The sequence below is a fragment of the Streptomyces sp. MGP-BFMKR1 genome (assembly GCF_057766585.1).
In genome coordinates, this window is the sequence record NZ_CM173408.1 from 2,934,556 (window position 1) to 2,951,702 (window position 17,147).

21 protein-coding genes are annotated in these 17,147 nt (G+C 71.7%); 12 read left to right on the forward strand and 9 right to left on the reverse strand.

Translation table 11 applies throughout. The features are described from left to right. The first annotated feature begins 317 nt into the window (after window positions 1–317). Entirely contained in the window at window positions 318–1,508 is a 1,191-nt protein-coding gene (locus tag AC3CHW_RS10870; RefSeq protein ID WP_488470300.1) for a Cmx/CmrA family chloramphenicol efflux MFS transporter, read from the forward strand. Between the two features lie 149 nt (window positions 1,509–1,657). Here the strand turns inward: AC3CHW_RS10870 and AC3CHW_RS10875 are convergent, their stop codons facing one another. Continuing rightward, entirely contained in the window at window positions 1,658–2,530 is an 873-nt protein-coding gene (locus AC3CHW_RS10875) for an alpha/beta fold hydrolase (RefSeq protein WP_488470301.1), read from the reverse strand. Window positions 2,531–3,277: 747 nt separating this feature from the next. On the opposite strand from AC3CHW_RS10875, the gene AC3CHW_RS10880 reads away from it, so the two are divergent. Together AC3CHW_RS10880 and AC3CHW_RS10885 are read left to right on the forward strand one after the other, a co-directional pair. Further along, on the forward strand, window positions 3,278–5,557 hold the full coding sequence (locus AC3CHW_RS10880; RefSeq protein ID WP_398609416.1) for a catalase: 2,280 nt from the start codon (window positions 3,278–3,280) through the stop codon (window positions 5,555–5,557). A 256-nt stretch (window positions 5,558–5,813) separates the two neighbouring features. After that, window positions 5,814–6,083, forward strand: a complete 270-nt coding sequence (locus AC3CHW_RS10885) for a DUF5133 domain-containing protein (RefSeq protein WP_187063733.1) — start codon at window positions 5,814–5,816, stop codon at window positions 6,081–6,083. Between the two features lie 96 nt (window positions 6,084–6,179). Here AC3CHW_RS10885 and AC3CHW_RS10890 read toward each other — a convergent pair whose 3' ends face one another. The 4 genes from AC3CHW_RS10890 to AC3CHW_RS10905 form a co-directional block, all read right to left on the reverse strand. Continuing rightward, the gene (locus AC3CHW_RS10890) at window positions 6,180–6,371 is read right to left on the reverse strand and encodes a hypothetical protein (RefSeq protein ID WP_488470302.1); all 192 of its coding nucleotides are present in this window, start codon (window positions 6,369–6,371) and stop codon (window positions 6,180–6,182) included. A gap of 386 nt (window positions 6,372–6,757) precedes the next feature. After that, window positions 6,758–7,276: a DUF6879 family protein gene (locus AC3CHW_RS10895; protein WP_488470303.1), complete on the reverse strand. Its 519-nt coding sequence runs from the start codon at window positions 7,274–7,276 to the stop codon at window positions 6,758–6,760. Then, window positions 7,257–7,520 (reverse strand): hypothetical protein, encoded by a 264-nt coding sequence (locus AC3CHW_RS10900; RefSeq protein ID WP_488470304.1) that lies wholly within the window; start codon window positions 7,518–7,520, stop codon window positions 7,257–7,259. The genes AC3CHW_RS10895 and AC3CHW_RS10900 overlap by 20 nt, the downstream gene beginning before the upstream one ends. A 135-nt stretch (window positions 7,521–7,655) precedes the next feature. Then, window positions 7,656–8,039 carry a VOC family protein gene (locus AC3CHW_RS10905; protein WP_488470305.1) on the reverse strand — a complete coding sequence of 128 codons (384 nt, stop codon included), beginning with the start codon at window positions 8,037–8,039 and terminating at the stop codon, window positions 7,656–7,658. A gap of 236 nt (window positions 8,040–8,275) precedes the next feature. On the opposite strand from AC3CHW_RS10905, the gene AC3CHW_RS10910 reads away from it, so the two are divergent. The 3 genes from AC3CHW_RS10910 to AC3CHW_RS10920 all read left to right on the forward strand — a co-directional run bounded on the left by AC3CHW_RS10910 (window position 8,276) and on the right by AC3CHW_RS10920 (window position 10,583). Then, window positions 8,276–9,013 carry a DUF6082 family protein gene (locus tag AC3CHW_RS10910; protein WP_488470306.1) on the forward strand — a complete coding sequence of 246 codons (738 nt, stop codon included), beginning with the start codon at window positions 8,276–8,278 and terminating at the stop codon, window positions 9,011–9,013. A 230-nt stretch (window positions 9,014–9,243) separates the two neighbouring features. After that, on the forward strand, window positions 9,244–9,813 hold the full coding sequence (locus AC3CHW_RS10915) for a GNAT family N-acetyltransferase (RefSeq protein ID WP_488470307.1): 570 nt from the start codon (window positions 9,244–9,246) through the stop codon (window positions 9,811–9,813). Between the two features lie 200 nt (window positions 9,814–10,013). Then, a complete protein-coding gene (locus AC3CHW_RS10920; RefSeq protein ID WP_488470308.1) occupies window positions 10,014–10,583 on the forward strand; it encodes a GNAT family N-acetyltransferase in 570 nt (189 codons plus the stop codon). 79 nt (window positions 10,584–10,662) lie between these two features. Here the strand turns inward: AC3CHW_RS10920 and AC3CHW_RS10925 are convergent, their stop codons facing one another. Continuing rightward, window positions 10,663–11,307, reverse strand: coding sequence for a TetR/AcrR family transcriptional regulator (locus tag AC3CHW_RS10925; RefSeq protein WP_488470309.1), 645 nt, complete (start codon window positions 11,305–11,307; stop codon window positions 10,663–10,665). Between the two features lie 210 nt (window positions 11,308–11,517). Here AC3CHW_RS10925 and AC3CHW_RS10930 point away from each other — a divergent pair, with 210 nt between their 5' ends. Then, complete coding sequence (locus AC3CHW_RS10930) at window positions 11,518–12,354, forward strand: SDR family NAD(P)-dependent oxidoreductase (RefSeq protein WP_488470310.1); 837 nt, start codon at window positions 11,518–11,520, stop codon at window positions 12,352–12,354. 31 nt (window positions 12,355–12,385) lie between these two features. Here the strand turns inward: AC3CHW_RS10930 and AC3CHW_RS10935 are convergent, their stop codons facing one another. From AC3CHW_RS10935 to AC3CHW_RS10945, 3 genes are read right to left on the reverse strand one after another with little or no spacing between them, the layout of a single operon-like run. Then, window positions 12,386–12,586 carry a DUF397 domain-containing protein gene (locus AC3CHW_RS10935; RefSeq protein WP_488470311.1) on the reverse strand — a complete coding sequence of 67 codons (201 nt, stop codon included), beginning with the start codon at window positions 12,584–12,586 and terminating at the stop codon, window positions 12,386–12,388. A gap of 58 nt (window positions 12,587–12,644) precedes the next feature. Then, window positions 12,645–12,845: a DUF397 domain-containing protein gene (locus AC3CHW_RS10940; RefSeq protein ID WP_488470312.1), complete on the reverse strand. Its 201-nt coding sequence runs from the start codon at window positions 12,843–12,845 to the stop codon at window positions 12,645–12,647. Between the two features lie 10 nt (window positions 12,846–12,855). After that, on the reverse strand, window positions 12,856–13,740 hold the full coding sequence (locus AC3CHW_RS10945) for a helix-turn-helix domain-containing protein (RefSeq protein ID WP_468064346.1): 885 nt from the start codon (window positions 13,738–13,740) through the stop codon (window positions 12,856–12,858). A 108-nt stretch (window positions 13,741–13,848) separates the two neighbouring features. On the opposite strand from AC3CHW_RS10945, the gene AC3CHW_RS10950 reads away from it, so the two are divergent. The 5 genes from AC3CHW_RS10950 (at window position 13,849) to AC3CHW_RS10970 (ending at window position 17,011) form a co-directional block, all read left to right on the forward strand. Continuing rightward, a complete protein-coding gene (locus AC3CHW_RS10950; RefSeq protein ID WP_398609382.1) occupies window positions 13,849–14,241 on the forward strand; it encodes an ATP-binding protein in 393 nt (130 codons plus the stop codon). Further along, window positions 14,238–14,477: a hypothetical protein gene (locus tag AC3CHW_RS10955; RefSeq protein WP_398609383.1), complete on the forward strand. Its 240-nt coding sequence runs from the start codon at window positions 14,238–14,240 to the stop codon at window positions 14,475–14,477. The genes AC3CHW_RS10950 and AC3CHW_RS10955 overlap by 4 nt, the downstream gene beginning before the upstream one ends. A 128-nt stretch (window positions 14,478–14,605) precedes the next feature. Continuing rightward, the gene (locus AC3CHW_RS10960) at window positions 14,606–15,436 is read left to right on the forward strand and encodes a DUF1206 domain-containing protein (RefSeq protein WP_488470313.1); all 831 of its coding nucleotides are present in this window, start codon (window positions 14,606–14,608) and stop codon (window positions 15,434–15,436) included. A gap of 77 nt (window positions 15,437–15,513) precedes the next feature. After that, window positions 15,514–16,602, forward strand: a complete 1,089-nt coding sequence (locus AC3CHW_RS10965; protein WP_488470314.1) for a hypothetical protein — start codon at window positions 15,514–15,516, stop codon at window positions 16,600–16,602. A gap of 97 nt (window positions 16,603–16,699) precedes the next feature. Further along, the gene (locus tag AC3CHW_RS10970) at window positions 16,700–17,011 is read left to right on the forward strand and encodes a hypothetical protein (protein WP_488470315.1); all 312 of its coding nucleotides are present in this window, start codon (window positions 16,700–16,702) and stop codon (window positions 17,009–17,011) included. Window positions 17,012–17,147 lie beyond the last annotated feature (136 nt).

Below are 17,147 nucleotides of genomic sequence, written 5' to 3' on the forward strand. Positions count from 1 at the left end.
CACCCGCCCCGCGCGTGCGAGGCCGGGCCGCGCTCGCCGTAGCGGGCTGCCTCCTCGTACGCGGCGTCGCGCACGGCACGCCATCGGATCACCGCGTTACGGGCTGTTTCCCCTCACCCCAGCCGTCGGCACGTCCGGTGCCCACGGCGGTGGGTCGTTCGCGCGGTAGCCGCGCGCCTCCCGGTCGGGTCGTCGAGCCGATGCGCTCGCGCCCTGCCGTGGCGGCGCCGCGGCCCGCCGCCGTGCCGCCGACCGCCGCCGCCACCGGCACCGGCCTTCCGACGGCTCCGATCCGATCGATGCTTCGGAGTCTCGCCGTGCCCTTTTCGCTCTACATGCTGGGCCTCGCGGTATTCGCCCAGGGAACCTCTGAGTTCATGTTGTCCGGCCTGTTGCCGGACATCGCCCGTGACCTCGACGTGTCCGTCTCCACCGCGGGGGCGCTGACCTCGGCGTTCGCCGTGGGAATGATGATCGGCGCGCCGTTGATGGCGCTGGCCAGCATGCGCTGGTCGCGCCGGCGCGCGCTGTTGGTGTTCCTGAGCGCGTTCCTGGTCCTGCACGTGATCGGCGCCGTGACCACGAGCTTCCCGGTGCTGCTCGGCACCCGGGTGCTCGCGGCGCTGGCCAACGCCGGCTTCCTCGCGGTGGCGCTGGCCACCGCGACCAGCCTGGCCCCGCCGAACGCCAAGGCCCGCGCCACCTCCGTGCTGCTCGGCGGGGTCACCGTGGCCTGCGTCGCGGGCGTGCCCGGCGGCGCGCTGCTCGGCCAACTCTGGGGCTGGCGGGCCGCGTTCTGGGCCGTGGCCGCGGTCTCGGCGCCGGCCGTGTTCGCCATCGTGCGGGCCGTGCCCGCGACGGCGGGCGCGGCGGCGGGCCCGGTCAGCGCGCGCCGGGAACTGCGTGCCCTGCGCGCGCCGCGGCTCTCCGTCCTCCTGCTGCTCGGCGCGTTGGTCAACGGGGCGACGTTCTGCGCGCTGACCTACCTCGCCTCGGTGGCCACCGAGGTCACCGGCCTCGGCGAGGGGTGGTTGCCGGTGCTGCTCGCGCTGTTCGGCGTGGGCTCGTTCCTCGGCGTGACCCTCAGCGGCCGGGTGGCCGACAGCCACCCGGTGCCGCTCCTGCTGGCCGGTGGCGCGGCGCTGCTCGTCGGCTGGGCCACGTTCGCGCTGACGGCCGGCAACGCGGTGGCCACCGTCACGTTCGTGCTGGTCCAGGGCACGCTGTCGTTCGCCGTCGGCTCCACGCTGATCGCGCGGGCGCTGTACGCGGCGGGCGCGGCCCCCACCCTCGGGGGCAGCTTCGCCACGGCCGCGTTCAACGTGGGCGCCGCGGTCGGCCCCGCGGCCGGCGCCCTGGCCATCGGCGCGGGCGCCGGCTACCGCGCGCCCCTGTGGGTCAGCGCCCTGCTCGTCACCCTCGCGTTCGCCGTGGCCGGCGTGGCCACGGCCGTAAGCCGCCGCTCGGCGGGCGAGCGCGGTGAGGAGGCACCGGCGCCGACCGCGTGAGCCCGAGGAGGCGGTCGTCCCCGGTCGGGACGGCCGCCCGTGGGCCGGCGCGATGTGCTGCGCGTCGCCGCCGGCCGACCACGCCGCCGTCAGTCACCGGATGCGTCCGCGTTCCCGGAGAACGGGCCGGGGGCGGCCCGGGGGCTGGTTCACCGCTCGGGCGGCGCGGCGAGGAAGTCCGTGAGGGAGGAGGCGAGGGCCCACGGCGCCTCCTCGGCCACGTGGTGCCCGGAGTCGATGCCGTGGCCCCGTACGTCCGGTGCCCATTGCCTCCAGATCCGCAACGGGTCCCCGTACAGGTCCTCCAGGTCGTCCCGCAGCGACCACAGGGCCAGTGCCGGGCACCGGATGCGCCTCCCGGCGGCGCGGTCCTCCTCCTCGTGTCGCCGGTCGACGGTGAGGCCGGCCCGGTAGTCCTCCAGCATGGCCCGCACCACGTCGGGGTTCCGCGTGGCCGCGCGCCACTCGTCGTGGTTCTCCTGGCCCATGCTGTGCGGATCGCCGTGGTACCAGCGGTCCGGGTCGGCGTTGATGACCCGCTCGGGGATGTCCGGCTGGGCGAAGAAGAACCAGTGCCACCACTGCGTGGCGAACTCGGCCGTGATGCGGGACAGGTGCTCGCTGACGGGAAGACAGTCGATCAGCGCCACCCGCGAGACCGTGTCGGGATGGTCGAGCGCGAGGCGCAGCGCGACAGCGCCCCCGCGGTCGTGTCCGGCGAGCGCGAACCGGGTGTGGCCCAGGGAGCGCATCACCTCGACCACGTCACCGGCGACGGCCCGCTTGGAATACCCGGTGTGGTCCGGGGTGGGCGCCGGGCCGGTGGACCGGCCATAACCCCGGAGGTCGGGGCAGACCACGGTGAAGCCGGCCTGGACGAGGAGCGGGGCGACCCGGTGCCAGGTCGCGGAGGTCCGTGGGTGGCCGTGCAGCAGTACCACCGGCGGCCCCTGGCCGCCGTACCGCACGAAGATCGACGCTTCGCCGACCCGGATCCGCCTGGCCTCGAAGTCCTCGAACAAGGCTCACACCTCCGCCCTCGTTGCCCCACCGTTCGCCGCCGCTGTCGGCCGGAAGCGACCCCGCCACGGGGACCACCGGGACCATCGGGGCCACCGGGATCACCGGGATCACCGGGATCACCGGGACTACCGGGACCACCGACAGCCTGGGCCGGCCTCCTCGTCGGCGGGTGCTGGACCGACACAGCCTCCCTCCTGCCCCCGACGGCGCCGTGGACACACCCGCCTCGTCGCGGCGCGACGCCGGAGGCCACCGAGGCCGTCACCTGCCGGCGGGAAACGGGGCCCGCCCACCCGCTCGGCCCGGGTTCGTCTCACCGCTGCACGCGTGGTTCGCGTGCGGCCGGGTACCCGGGCCGCCGTGTTCCGCTTCGACCTCGCTCCCACCCCCGACCGCCGCGCGGGTCCACCGCGCTGCCGGTCGGGTGACTCCGCACGCATCCGGCGCCCGCCCGGTCCGGCGCCCGCGACCACCCACCGACCGGCCACGCCACGGCCCTGTCCGGCTCCGGCGCGTCCACCGCGACGCACCCGCCAGTCGGGCTCGGGCACACCACCGGGCGAGAGCGCCGGGCCCGCGTCGGGTCCGCGCTCCCGCAGCCGGCGGGGGCCACACGCTCGTCCGGGCGCGCGCCGCCTGGCTGAACTCGCCGGGCGCTCTCGTTTGTCGACCGGTCCCCACGGTCAAGGCTGTGACGTTGCCGCTCTCGGTACCGCACGACACCGTCCCCCAGGCACGGAGGAATGATGGGCAAGTCCAATCCGATCAAGGCAGCGGCCGAGAAGCTGGCCGACGCGCTGCGCGACGTCCCCGGCCCGGCCGACGGCATCCCGGGCAAGCCGGGGCCCGAGACGCCGCCGGTCGACGAGCCGACCGAGCCCCGCGACCCGCTGCCGCCCAAGCCCGACCAGGGCTCCCCCGCCACCGTCTCCCCCACCGGGCAGCCGACCGGCGCCGACCCCGGGGACATGGCGCAGGCCGGTTCGTACCTGACGACCGCGCAGGGCACGCGGCTGTACGAGACGGACAAGTCGCTGAAGGCCGGCCCGCGCGGCCCGGTGCTGCTCCAGGACCACCACCTGCGCGAGAAGATCACCCACTTCGACCACGAGCGCATCCCGGAGCGCGTGGTGCACGCGCGTGGCGCGGCGGCGCACGGCGTCTTCCACGGCTACGGCACGGCCAGCCAGGTGACCAAGGCCGCGTTCCTGGCCAAGGACGTGGCGACGCCGGTGTTCGTGCGCTTCTCCACCGTGCTGGGCTCGCGCGGCTCGGCCGACACCGTGCGCGACACCCGCGGCTTCGCCACGAAGTTCTACACCACCGAGGGTGTGTGGGACCTGGTCGGCAACAACATCCCGGTGTTCTTCATCCAGGACGCGATCAAGTTCCCCGACATCATCCACGCCGGCAAGCCGCACCCGGACCGGGAGATCCCGCAGGCGCAGAGCGCGCACGACACGTTCTGGGACTTCGTCTCGCTGCACACCGAGGCCACTTTCCACGCCCTGTGGAACATGTCCGACCGTGGCATCCCGCGCTCCTACCGCATGATGGAGGGGTTCGGCGTCCACACCTTCCGGCTGGTCAACGCCGAGGGGAAGACGACGCTGGTCAAGTTCCACTGGAAGCCGAAGCTGGGCGTCCACTCCATGGTCTGGGAGGAGGCGCAGATCGCGAACGGCGTCGACCCCGACTTCCACCGCCGCGACCTCGCCGACGCGATCGAGGCGGGCGCGTACCCGCAGTGGGAACTGGGCATCCAGACCTTCCCCGACACTCCGGAGCAGATGTACGAGGGCATCGACCTGCTCGACCCGACCAAGATCGTCCCGGAGGAGATCGCGCCCGTGCAGCCGATCGGGCTGCTGACGCTGAACGCCAACCCGACCAACTTCTTCGCCGAGACCGAACAGGTCGCCTTCCACCCCGGGCACCTGGTGCCCGGCATCGACATCACGGACGACCCGCTGCTCGCCGGGCGACTGTTCTCGTACCTGGACACCCAGATCACCCGGCTCGCCGGCCCCAACTTCGGTCAGATCCCGATCAACCGCACGCACGCGCCGGTCAACGACATGCTGCGGGACGGCTTCCACCAGGACGCGGTGCACCGAGGCGTCGCCCCGTACCGGCCCAACTCGCTCGACGGCGGCTGCCCGTTCCTGGCCGGCGCGGACACCGGCGCGTACGTCGAGGTGCCGGTCGAGGTACCGGCGGCCCGCAAGGTACGGGAATCGCCGGCCACCTTCGAGGACCACTTCAGCCAGCCGAGGCTGTTCTGGCAGAGCATGACGGACGTGGAGCGCGAGCACATCATTGCCGCGTACACCTTCGAACTGGGCAAGTGCTACGAGAACGCGGTCAAGGAACGGCAGCTCAAGGTGCTGGCCAACATCGACCCGGAGCTGTGCGAACAGGTCGCCACCGGCCTCGGCCTGCCGGTGCCCGAGCCCACCGTGGAACCCACCCCGGTCCGGCCGAGCCCGGCCCTGTCCCAACTGGGCCAGAGCTGGCCGCTGGACGGCCGGATCATCGGCATCGTCACGGGTGGCGGCGGCGACCTGGACGGGGTGCGCGCGGTACGCCAGGCGGTGCTGGACGCGGGCATGGTGCCGCTGGTCGTGGCGCCGTCGGGCGGCCAGCTCGGCCCGGACGCCGACCCGATCACCATCCAGCGCTCGTTCGCCACCGCCCGCTCCATCGAGTTCGACGCCCTCCTGCTGGCCGGCGTGCCCGGCCCGGGCGCGGACGCGTACGGGGCGCGGGACGCCAAGGCCGGCGACGAGTCGGCGCGCGCCGCCGCCGCGACCGACCCGCGGGTGCTGCTGATGCTCTCCGAGGCGTACCGGCACGGGAAGGCGATCGGCGGCTGGGCCGACGCCGACACGGTGCTGGCCGCGGCCGGCATCCCGGCCGACGCGCCGGGCGTCATCGTGGCCGAGTCCGGCGACGCCGCCCTCGACCGCCTCACGGAGTTGCTGCGCAACCACCGGGTCTGGGAGCGGTTCGCCCCCGCGATCTGATCCCCTCCGCCCACGACACGGGGCCCGCGGCCGACCCGGCCCGGGCCCCGTGCCTTGCTGTGCCGTGCCGCGCCGTGCCGTGTCGCGCCGTGCCGTGTCGCGCCGTGCCGTGCCGCGTCGCGTTGTGCCGTTCCCGGCAGCCGGTGCCACTCCCGACACGAGATCGTTGGGCCGCGATATCGAAAGGAGTACGCCGTGGGTGCCCCGGGTACCCGAGGAGCGGACGTCGATCGTCCCCAAGCGAAAGGAGACGCACGTGTTGATGGCCCACCCCGCGGTCCTGCAACGGCTCGTCGAGCAGTACGAGGCACTGCGCACCCTCCACGCGGAGGCTGGAGACGAGGCAGCCCGACAGCGCATGGACGATGTGGCCTACACGCTGTGTGTCTCGACCGGCACCCGCGACGTGGACACCGCGCTGATCACCGCCCGCTACCAGCTCCCCGGCGCCCGCGTGCAGGACGACTCCCTGCTCGCCAGCGACGGCGACGCGGAACCGGCACAGCCGGTCCCGGGCGGCGTGTAACGGCCGCCGCACCCTCGGTAACCCCAGCGCCCGCGTGCCACGGCACGCGGGCGCTGGGTTGTTTCATCGGCTCACGGGGCGTGCTTGGGCAGGGGGCTACGCGTCCTCGTCGCCCCCGCCCGGCTGCGGCTCCCGGGGAGCCTCAGGCGGCATGGGCCCGCCGTCGTGCTTGCCCCCGTCGCCCTGGGCGACGGCCCCCAGGTCCCTGGGGTGCCGGAAGGGGACCCCGCGCCACCCTTCCGCATCGGGTGTGCGGTTCTCGTACGTCTCGACGGTCGCACCGCTCATCCACCAACCTCCTCTTTCGCCAGCGACCACGCCGCCGTACCGTCGATGGCATGGCCCGTCGGGCCACAGGGGCTTCCCTGTGGCGGGTCCCCCGCTCCGGCGCTCGACCTGTCCAGGGCTCCACCGCCGGGGCGGGGCCTTCCTGTTGACGACGTTAGGGGTGCTCGGCGCGCGACTCCCAGCCGATTGCGAGTGATTGCGGCGCTGTCATCCGAGTGAGTCCATGGCGGAGGCGATCAGTACCCGCACCCGAGCCCCGTAGACAGCATGGCCCGCCAGCTCGGCGAACGTCTCGGCGTACATGGCCACTTCGCTGGGCTGGGGCGATCGGCAAGGAGTTGCCGGGCTTGCTGAACACTTGACGACGCTGACTGGGGCATGGTGCGTTAGACCGGCTTGTACTCCTCGTGCGGCGTGGCCCGATCCCACACCAACTCGAAGGCGGACGAGACCAGTCGTACGACCTCCGGCTCCGTCCGCCACTCCCGGTCCACGACTTCCCCGACGCCGGAGAAGTACGTGAACAGCACCGACTCGCCGTCGAACATCCACAGGTCGGTGCCGGGCAACGGAATGTCGGCGGCCTTCCGCCGGGGTAGCCAGCGGACCAGCTCCCCCGCCGCGACATTGGCGAACGTTATGTCGTGCTCATACCTGATGTATTCCGTGACCGGTTCCGAGACGATGCGGGCTCGCCGCATGACGACCCCGCGCGCCGTCGCCTCCTCCACCACGTCACGCCATGTTCCCCACCAGTCCGGCAGTCTCGCCGGGTCCCCGTCGTACCGGTGGCCAGCACGCCAGCGAGCGAACTCCGGGTCGGCTGGGGTGTAGCTGTCACGCATCTCCAGGTGAACGGCGGACTTACGGGCCCTGGAGATCCCCTCACGTACGGGGTGCTTCACCGTCGCCGTCCTCCAGTCGGGGGATGAACTTCAGCATCACGGCAGGCAGCCTGATGATCGTCTCGTTCTCCGGGACGTCCGTGCTGTGTCCGGGGATAGAGCCGATCTCCTGGCACGCCTTCACCTCTTCCTCGGTGGCTCGGTAGGACTGGATCAGCAAGTCTCCCGTTTCCTCATCCAGCCAGAGGGTGGGCGACTCGTCAACGGGCGTGTTCGGGATGATGCCGAGGAACCGTAGCTTCATGTCTACCCTCTTCCGCCATCGATCCGATTGCGCTTGCTTGTAAGAGATGGGCACTTGGAGCGCGTGCGGCGCGGCGAGGTCGACTATCTCGCGGTCTGCCCGGCGACGGACGTACCCGTGGCGACCGGGCTGGGGTTACGAGGACAATGCCGCCCGCTCGGATTCGGCTAGCAATACACAGAACTCGTTGCCTTCCGGATCGGCGAGAACGACCCAGCCCCAGCCGTCGGGCTTGCGGCGATCGGCGACCAGGGAGGCGCCCAGCCCTCGAAGCCGTTCGACCTCCGCGTCCCGCGAGGTGTCCGGGCGTAGGCACAGGTGGACTCTGTTCTTCACTGACTTCGGCTCCGGCACCTCGTTGAAATGCAAGGCCGGTCCGCCGGGCAACATGATCTCAGCCTCGTCCTCACCCGGTTGGTCTTCGGGGTCGAGCGGGTTACCGGTCACATCACTCCAGAAGCGGGCCAGTTGGTAGGCGTCCGCGCAGTCGATCGAAATGGTCGTTACCGTCGAGATCATGTGCGCGATCCTGTCCGAGGGGCACCGGGGGCCGCCACCGGAATACGACGGACCAGTCGTTCACCCACCCCGTCGACTCGCGTCCGCCCGCTCCCTACCGGTGGTCAGGGCCACGCACACCGACTCGGCGGCTGCACGTAGGCTGCGCCCTGGTTCAGCCCGCCGAGGGGGCGGGCGCGCGTGGGGGGTGCGTTCACCTGATAGCTGCTCGTCATCGTCCGGCGAACCCACCCTCGGTGGCTCGCCGGACCGCCAGGGGTCTGGCATGGGTCGCCGCCACGGCGGCCGTGCTCGCGGCGCTCCTGCTGTCGCCGTTCGTGCTGGAGGGTGTCTCCGACGCCAGGGACACCGACTGGAACAGGCTGAGCCAGGTCGGCGCCGCGTACGGGTTCACGTCGGCCGTCGTCTCGGCGCTCGCGTTGGCCGGCGTCGCCGCCTCGCTGATCACGCAGAACCGGCAGGCCAGGGCCGAGCAGATCCACGGAATCCGCGGGTACTACCTGGAGCTGGCCCGCCTGGAGCTTGACGACATGGCGCTCTACCAGCCTGTCTGGGGTGACACGGACATCGCCGAGGTTCACCAGCGCAAGCGCCATGTCTACGCCGACCTGATGATGAACTACGCGTGGATGGGTTACGAGGTCGGGACCATCCCCGAACCGCTGCTGCGCGACATGCTGGCCGGGATGTTCACCGGAGAGGCGGGGCGACACTACTGGGAAAGGGCCCACGCCTCGTGGGCCGCCAGTGCGTCCGGGAGCCGCGTCGGTCGCCGCTTCCTGGTCATCGTGGGCGAGGAACACGCCCGCGCTGTCGCCTCCGGGCCTCCCGTACGCTCCCCCGCTCCCCCGGACCCACCGGACGTGCCTCCCGCCGGAACGCCCTCCGCATGGCAGGCGGCGATCGGCACCCTGGTCGGCCTGGGTACGGGCCTGGCGCTGGGATCGATCCTGCGCGGTCGCAGCCGACGCTGAACGCCGGCGGGCCACGGGGGCGACGACCACGGCCCGCCTGGCACGCCGACCATCCCGGAGCCACCCCGGAGCCACCCCTGAGCCATCCCGGAACCGCCCCGGAGCCGCCCCCGACAGATTCCCACTTGTCTCAGCGCACCGCATGGGAGACGGTAAGCGCTGGTCAGTGGGTGGGTGAGCTACCCGGGGGAGGCGTACGCGGGCAGTCGCGTGCGCGGTGAAGGAGAGCGATGTTCGCGATATCACTGGGGGACGACGGCGCGGAGCTGCGCCCGCTGGAACCGTGGAACGCGGAGGAGTACTTCGCGCACATGGAACGGTGCCGCGAGTACGTCACCCGCTACGTCCCCATGCCCGACCGGGCCACCGACGTGGAGACGGCGCGCACGTTCCTCCAGGCGCGCGCGGACAACGCGGCGGCCGGCCACGGGGGCTTCTTCGGCATCTGGTCGCAGGGCACGCTGGTCGGCGGCGTCCTCTTCGTCGCCCTTGACGCGAAGATGGGCACCTGCGAGGTCGGCTGCTGGCTGGAGGAGGCGGCCGTCGGGCGCGGTCTGATCACCCGTGCCATGCGGCACCTCATCGACTGGGCCGTGGACGAGCGCGGCATCCACCGCGTCGAGTGGCAGGCGGCCACCCCCAACACGGCCAGCATCGCCGTGGCCAAGCGGCTGGGCATGACGCGCGAAGGGGTACTTCGCGGCAGCTTCCCGCACCGCGGCGAGCGCCTGGACATGGAGGTGTGGTCGGTGCTCGCCCCGGAATGGCGCGAGCACCGCGACACGCTGACGCGCCGCTGAGCCCTGACCCCGCCGCCCCGCGAGCCGCCGGCCACGGGCCGAGCCGGGGCCGGGGCCGGCGGGGTACGCGCCCGCGCACCCGTATTTCGCTTGATCCACATCGGGTTCGCGCGAGACGCTGACCGGTGGTCCGCCGGGCGGGCGGGCCGCTGGTTGGCAGGACGCCACAACACAGCACGGTCGATACGGCAGGGGGCGCGATGTTCGCGAAATCGCTGGGGGACGACGGCGCGGAGCTGCGCCCGCTGGAACCGTGGCACGCCGAGGAGTACTTCACCCACATCGACCGCTCCCGCGAGTTCATCGGCCGCTACATCGGCCTCGCCGACGCCGCCGCCGACCCGGACTCGGCCCGCGCCTTCCTCCAGTCGTACGCCGACAAGACGGCGGCCGACGGCGGTCGCATCTACGGGATATGGCTGGACGGCACGCTGGTCGGCGGCGTCCTGTTCCGCGTCTTCGACGCGCGGGAGGGCACCTGCGAGGTGGGCTGCTGGCTGGAGGAGACCGCCACCGGGCGTGGCCTGGTCACCCGCGCCATCACCGTCCTCATCGACTGGGCGGTGGACGTACGCGGCATCCACCGCGTCGAATGGCAGGCGGACGCCGCCAACGCGGCCAGCCTCAAGGCCGCGCAGCGGCTCGGCTTCGTGCGCGACGGGGTGTTGCGGGGCAGCTTCGCGCGCGGCGGTGGCCGCCGCGACGTCGAGGTGTGGTCGGTGCTCGCCCCCGAATGGCGCGAGCGCCGCGCCGCGCGGACGCGCGGCTGAACCGACACCGCCGACGCGTCGGATCGACCCCACGCCTCCCAACCCCCGCCGACCGCAGACCTGTTCACACCTTGAGGCGTCAGCCGCCGTCGCCCGCCCCCGGCAGCGGCGCCTGGCCCGGATGGGCGCGGAGCCCGTCCAGCACGATGGCCAGGTAGCGCCGCCACAGGTCGGACGGGCGCTCCCCCGGCAACGCCATGACGGCGTCGATCATCGCGGCGATCGGCGCGAGGTCCGCCCCCGTGACGCCCTCGCGCAGCGCGCCCCGCGCCCCCGCCCGCGCCAGTAGCGCCTCGCAGTGCTGACCGATCTCCGCCCGGACCCGGTCGAGGCCGGAGTCCTCCAGGGCGCCCTGCCGCATCAACTCGCGCAGCCCCCTGTTGTGCGCGGCCCGCTCCAGGGCCCGGGCCAGAAAGTCGGCCAGGGCGTCAAACGCCTCCTCCTCGACCAGCGCGTCCCGCGCCCAGGCCGCGATCTCGGCCAACTCCTCGGCGAACACGGCCTCCGCGAGCGCCCGCTTGTCGGCGAACTTCCGATAGACCGTGCCGACCCCGAGCCCCGCGTGGTGCGCCACGTCGTTGAGCGTTGCCTGCAACCCCCGCACGGCGAAGACCTCGCGTCCGGCCCGCACGATGCGCTGCCGGTTCAGCTCGGCGTCCCGCCGCAACGGACGCGCCCCGGCCGCCGCCGCCCCGCCACCACTGTCCCGACCACGACCACCCATGAGCCATCCCTCCGCCGGCGCACACCCCATCAACTGGATAGAGCATATCCGCTTCGTGGTACGGTCCCGACGAAGCGGATACGAGCTATCCGCATAGTGTCCACGAGCCGCGCCACACGGCACCCGCGCATGCCGTACGACGCACACCGCATGCCGCACGCCGCACGCACGGTCGACGGGGCACCACAGGCCAGGGGAAGGGGAACCGCGATGCGGACGGTGGTCATCACCGGGGGAACGGACGGGCTCGGTAAGGGGCTCGCACTGCACTACCTACGCCACGGAGCACGGGTCATCGCCGTGGGCAGCACGCCAGCCAAGGGCGCGGCCCTCCTCGCGGAGGCGGCGGCCGAGTCGGCGGCCGACCGCGCCACCTTCCTCCAGGCCGACCTGACCTCGGTGGCCGCCACCAGGGAACTCGTCACCCGCATCCAGTCCACGAGCCCCACGGTGGACCAGCTCGTCCTCTGCGCGCAGCGGTACCGGCTCTTCGGCCCCCGCTCCGTCACCCCCGAGGGCTTCGAGCACGCCTTCGCGCTCGGTTACCTCAGTCGCTACGTGCTCAGTCACGGCCTGCGCACAGCACTGGAGGCCGCGCCGCGTCCGGTCATCCTGAACGTCGGCACACCCGGCGTCCCCCTGGGCCGCCTGCGCTGGGACGACCTCCAACTGGAGCGCCGCTACGGCGGTTTCAAGGCCACGTTGCAGGCGTTCCGCGCCAACGACCTACTCGGCGCGGCGTACCCGTCCCGCTACCCCGACACCCCGATCCGCTACGTCGGCTACCACCCCGGCGTGGTGTCGACCGGCATGCCGCACCACCTCCCCCCGCCGTGGCGCGCCCTGACCAGGGCGACGTTCGCCGTGCTGGCCACGTCGGTCCCGAAAGCCGTCGCCCCGATGACCCACCTCCTGGACGAGCCGCCGGCCGACGCGTTCTCGGCGTACCAGAGGAAGCGCCGACTCGCCGTGACGGGCCGCGCGTTCGACGAGGCGGCGGCGGCGCGCCTGCACGAGGTGACGCGCGAGTTGATCGGGGCGGGTTAGCCGCGCGGGACCCGCGGGTCGCGCGTGGCCGTCAGCCCTGTACGCCGTCGAGGCGGCCGGCCTTCACCGACGCGAGCAGCGCGCGGAGCGCGGGGCGGGTGGTGGTGATCACCGTGGCGGGGTCGGTGCTTTCGCGCAGGTGCGGGGCGCCGACGGGGTCAGTGGCTAGCTCGACGCAGTTATCGGACCCTGGCTCACTGAAGCTGGACTTCCGCCATGCAAGCGACGACATATTTGCCTTCCCTGGCCGATGCGCAACGTGAGAGGTGACGCCGACCTGCGCCCGCTTCTCAGCCTGCCAAGCCGTCCAGTTGGCCAGCCTTGACCGACGCGAGCAGCGCGCGGAGCGCCGGGCCGGTGGTGGTGATCACCGTGGCGGGGTCGGCGCTTTCGCGCAGGCGCGGGGCGCTGGTGGAACTGCTGGCTATCTCTACGCATGTGTCCGAGCCCGGCTCGCTGAAGCTCGACTTGCGCCAACGCAACTGATTCATCCATGCCTTCCTAAAGCAAGGAGTACAAGATTCGCTGGATCAGCCCCAGCGAGTCCTTCACGCGGTGTGCCTCCGGCTGCACCGATGCGTCCACGGGAGGCAGCGCTCTGTCGCTCAGGCTAGCGAACCACTGGTTGTACCTGGAAAGCGAGTCACTATCTCCTAGGTACAGCGACTTCTCGACGTGCCCAACGACAACCGTGCTCAGCTCGGCCTCTGCAGGCACAGCAAGAGTGAAGCCTGTACCGAAAGCCACTGGGCCATCGAACGGCAGGATTTGAATCGTCACGTTGGGGCGCCGTGAGCCTTCGATCAGGAAGGCCAACTGCTCTCTCATGATCGAGCGATCACCGAAGGTCGCGTGAAGCGCAGCCTCGTGGATGACCGCGTGGAAGTGTGCAGGCGTACCGCTCTCCATCACCTGCCGACGCCGCATACGGAACTCAATATCAAGGTCCTGCTCCTGCGGCGAGACGCGGGCGTAGCCTCCCCTGAAGCCCGCCGTGGCGTACGCCGCCGTCTGGAGATGCACCGGAATGAACATGGGCTCGTAGATCAGCAGGCGCTCAGCTCTGGACTCCAAGTCGGCGATGTCCAGAAGCGACGATCGGACGCGGTTCCGGTAGGAGTCCCACCACCCTCCGCCCGCACCCTGGTCCAACTCGACCAGCGCCTCAATATACGTGTCACCTATCCCTGTCACGGTGTCAGCAAGTCGACGGAGCCGTTCCTGCGACAAGCTAGTCCGCCCAGCTTCCGCGTTACTCAAATGCGACTGGCGAGTACCCACCAGCTCAGCCGCTTCCGTGACCGACAGACCTGCACGCTCACGGAGCTTACGGACCTCCGCCCCGAACCGGCGTTGCCGATAGCTGGGGTTGCTCCTGAGTCCCACGATTTCCACCTCGATCGCTCAGTCGGGTTGTACACATGTCACGCTACTCGCTACCTTGAGTATGGCGCCAGTCACAGCAGGCACTCAACTGGAGGCTGCCATATGCGCATGCCTGAACAACCCTGGTCCTACGGCCTGTTCATCCCCCACGATCCGCGAGCGGTCGGCGTCGTACGGGCCACGGTGCGCAGCGTGCTGCGGGCCGGGGGGCTCAACTCGCTGACCGACAAAGCCGAGTTGCTCGCCTCGGAGCTGGTGACCAACGCGTACCGCAACGCGCACGCCGACGCGTTCGTCAGCATGGACTGGCAGCCGGGTGACTTCCGGCTGACCGTCTGGGACACGGGGGCCAGGCTGCCCGTGCCGCGCGCGGCGGCGGTCGGTGACGAGTGCGGGCGCGGGCTGGCCATCGTGGAGGCGGGCTCCGACGACTGGGGCGTGGAGCGGCACGACGGCGGCAAGGCCGTCTGGTTCTCGCTCAAGCCCCCGCACAGCGGATGAACCCCGGCGGCCCCACCCAGCGGGTGTCCCGCGTCTACGACGGCGACCCGGACTGGCTGGACACCTACCGTCGCGCGATCTACGCCACGCTGGTCAGCGATCCGGAGCGGGCGCGGCGGCTGGAGCACCTGCGACAGGTCTTCGCCGAGGCCGACTGCGTCGAGAACGCCAGATGGGCCGCGGTGCAGGTCGGCGTGTTGCTGGACGCGGCGCATCGGGAGGTCGTCGGCCGGTGACGTGACCGGCGCGGGCCGCCCGAGCCAGCCCCACGGGCCCGGGCGGCCCGAGCCTGCCGTTAGCCAGCCCCACTCCGGGGCATCCGGGAAGGGTTCTCCCCCGATTCACGAGGCCCTGGAGGTGCGGCATGGGAACGATGGCTGCGGTACGAGGTGGCCGAGGCGCGGCCCGCAAGGCGGCGAACAGTTCGGCCATGGACGCCGCCGCGCGCTGGGGGCTGGCCGCCCGTGGCGTGCTCTACGTCCTGGTCGGGCTGCTCGCGCTGCGGCTCGCCTTCGGTAGCGGCGAACAGGCCGACAACGGGGGCGCGCTACGCGAGCTGGGCAGACAGCCCTTCGGCGCCTTCCTGATCTGGGCCGTCGGCATCGGCATCGCGGGGCTGGCCCTGTGGCGGCTGTCGGAGGCACTGTTCGGCGCGGCCGGGCCGGACGGCCGCAAGGCCCGTAAGCGGGCGATGTCCGCCGCGCGCGCCGTGTTCTACGGGTTCATGGCGTACTCCATGATCTCCTTCGCCATCAAGGACCAGGGCAGCGGTTCCAGCGACAAGAAGTCCCGCGACGTGACGGCCGACGCCCTGGGCTGGCCGGCCGGACAGTGGCTGGTGGGCATCGCCGGGCTCGTGATCGCGGGTGCCGGCGTCTGGATCGTCGTCCAGGCCGCGCGCCGCTCGTTCCACAAGCACCTCAAGCACGCCCAGATGTCGCGGCGCACCCGGAAGGTGATCGACGTCCTGGGCGTGGTCGGCGGGGTGGCGCGCGGCGCGCTGTTCGCCGTGGCCGGCGTCTTCGCCGTACAGGCCGCGCTCGACTACGACGCGAGCCAGGCCAAGGGGATGGACGACACCCTGCGCAGCTTCGCCGACACCCCGGCCGGCCCGTGGCTGCTCGCGGCGATCGCCGTGGGCCTGGTGCTGTTCGGCGTCTTCTCGCTGGCGCTTGCGCGGTGGCGACGGGTGTGAGGGGCGTCCACACCCCTTGAGCCGGACGGGGCGGCCGAGGACCCGCACTGTCAGTGCCCCGCCGCATACTGGCGCCCATGCAGATCACAGAGGACTTACTCAGGCGGTCCTGGGGCCAGTTGACCGCGGGTTCTGACCTGCTCGACGCCGCCATGTTCCCGCCCATCGGCACGATGCCCGAGCAGTACGAACAGCGGGTGGCCACGCGCGATGGCCTTTTCCTCGTCTTGCCCGGAGATGGCACCGTGTGTGGCTATGACGGCCCTTACCACCAGACCTTTCTCGCCCGCGACCTTGACGACGTGCTGTACTTCGTCGCGGAGGAGGCCGTCCGCCAGCTCGCCGACCACATCGTGGCGCACTCCCCCGGCCAGGGTCCGGTCGCCAACCTCGTCACCGGGCAGGCGGAGCTGATGGACCGGATCAGCCCGGCGTGGGGGCGCAGGTACCGCAGCGGGGGCCCGGACGACACGCAGGTGCCCCCGCCGTGCGGGCGCGACCCGTGGCAGGGCCTGGCTTGGATCGCCGCCGGCTGGCGCGAGCAGGAGCCCTACACCCACCTCGCCTTCTTCCGCGGCGAGGGCATCAGCGCCGAGGAGATCGCCGTACTCCACGGGGCTGACCCGGAACAGGTCGCGAACGGCACGCGCCTGGCGGACCTGCACAGCATGGACGGCACCAGCCACGACCACTGGGATATTGCTCGGGATATGGCCTGGGAGATCGCCTGGGAGAGCTACTGCTTCGGGCAGGCGGGCGACTGGGCGTTCCTCCTGTACCACGAGACGGCACCCGGCTTCCCCTTCGACCTCGCCGACCTCGCCCGCCTCGGGGTCACCGAGACCGTGGATCTGAGCGCGACCTCCGCAAAGGCCATCTACACCCTCACCTACATGTGCGATGGCCAGCACGTTGACGACGGAGGTGTGGGGGAGCTCATCTGGTACGACCGGGGCCGCGCCCCCTACCACCGGGGTGGTCCACTCGACTTTCTCAACCAGGCCCTACGCCGCGCCGAACTGGACCACCCCGAGCTGACCAACGAATTCGAGCTCTACTTCCATGCCCTGGAGACCTCCTTGGGCCTCACCTTGCCTCAACAGGAAATCCAGGAGGGCACGGTCCGGGCGGCGCGGTGGGCACGCGGCGGTTCGGCGGGGAGGTGAGACGAGCTGCGTACGGCACGACGGAGGACACGCGGAGGAACAGCACGATGAGCACTCAGCCCATAGAGCCCCTGGCGATGACGAGCCGCTGATTCCGATGCCTCCGCTCACGGAGCAGGCGCTCAGGGTGGCCGTTCGCACCCTGGATCTGGGGGCGTCGGTGCGCTTCGAGGCGGAGTTCCACGACGCGTGGCAGGAAGCGGTGCAGACCGACAGCACCGTGCCGATGCACACGTTCCTGCGTCGCTGGGCGGTCTTCGTAGCCCTCCGGCGCTACCCGGAGCGCGCACGACGGCTCGATGAGTTGGAGCACGCGGTGGCCGCGGCGGACAACGTCGAGGATGCCCGTCGAGCCTCGGCGCGGATCGGCGTACTGCTCGACCAGGCGTACCGCGAGGTTGCCGCGTGAGTGACTGGACGTGGGAGTACCCGCCGGACGCGGAGCACGTGGTGGGCAGGCTGGCCACCGCCGGCTCGTGACCCCACCGGGGTTCCTGACCCCGAAAAACCCGAGAGCGCCCGGGCCGGCATTCCGGTCCGGGCGC

What these genes read in the sequence shown, in the direction of transcription:
- AC3CHW_RS10880 (WP_398609416.1), top strand. Translation starts at nt 3,278, where the DNA reads ATGGGCAAGTCCAATCCGATCAAGGCAGCGGCCGAGAAGCTGGCCGAC.
- AC3CHW_RS10890 (WP_488470302.1), bottom strand. Translation starts at nt 6,371, where the DNA reads ATGAGCGGTGCGACCGTCGAGACGTACGAGAACCGCACACCCGATGCG.
- AC3CHW_RS10900 (WP_488470304.1), bottom strand. Translation starts at nt 7,520, where the DNA reads ATGAAGCTACGGTTCCTCGGCATCATCCCGAACACGCCCGTTGACGAG.
- AC3CHW_RS10905 (WP_488470305.1), bottom strand. Translation starts at nt 8,039, where the DNA reads ATGATCTCGACGGTAACGACCATTTCGATCGACTGCGCGGACGCCTAC.
- AC3CHW_RS10915 (WP_488470307.1), top strand. Translation starts at nt 9,244, where the DNA reads ATGTTCGCGATATCACTGGGGGACGACGGCGCGGAGCTGCGCCCGCTG.
- AC3CHW_RS10920 (WP_488470308.1), top strand. Translation starts at nt 10,014, where the DNA reads ATGTTCGCGAAATCGCTGGGGGACGACGGCGCGGAGCTGCGCCCGCTG.
- AC3CHW_RS10925 (WP_488470309.1), bottom strand. Translation starts at nt 11,307, where the DNA reads ATGGGTGGTCGTGGTCGGGACAGTGGTGGCGGGGCGGCGGCGGCCGGG.
- AC3CHW_RS10930 (WP_488470310.1), top strand. Translation starts at nt 11,518, where the DNA reads ATGCGGACGGTGGTCATCACCGGGGGAACGGACGGGCTCGGTAAGGGG.
- AC3CHW_RS10935 (WP_488470311.1), bottom strand. Translation starts at nt 12,586, where the DNA reads ATGTCGTCGCTTGCATGGCGGAAGTCCAGCTTCAGTGAGCCAGGGTCC.
- AC3CHW_RS10940 (WP_488470312.1), bottom strand. Translation starts at nt 12,845, where the DNA reads ATGAATCAGTTGCGTTGGCGCAAGTCGAGCTTCAGCGAGCCGGGCTCG.
- AC3CHW_RS10950 (WP_398609382.1), top strand. Translation starts at nt 13,849, where the DNA reads ATGCCTGAACAACCCTGGTCCTACGGCCTGTTCATCCCCCACGATCCG.
- AC3CHW_RS10955 (WP_398609383.1), top strand. Translation starts at nt 14,238, where the DNA reads ATGAACCCCGGCGGCCCCACCCAGCGGGTGTCCCGCGTCTACGACGGC.
- AC3CHW_RS10960 (WP_488470313.1), top strand. Translation starts at nt 14,606, where the DNA reads ATGGGAACGATGGCTGCGGTACGAGGTGGCCGAGGCGCGGCCCGCAAG.
- AC3CHW_RS10965 (WP_488470314.1), top strand. Translation starts at nt 15,514, where the DNA reads ATGCAGATCACAGAGGACTTACTCAGGCGGTCCTGGGGCCAGTTGACC.
- AC3CHW_RS10970 (WP_488470315.1), top strand. Translation starts at nt 16,700, where the DNA reads ATGCCTCCGCTCACGGAGCAGGCGCTCAGGGTGGCCGTTCGCACCCTG.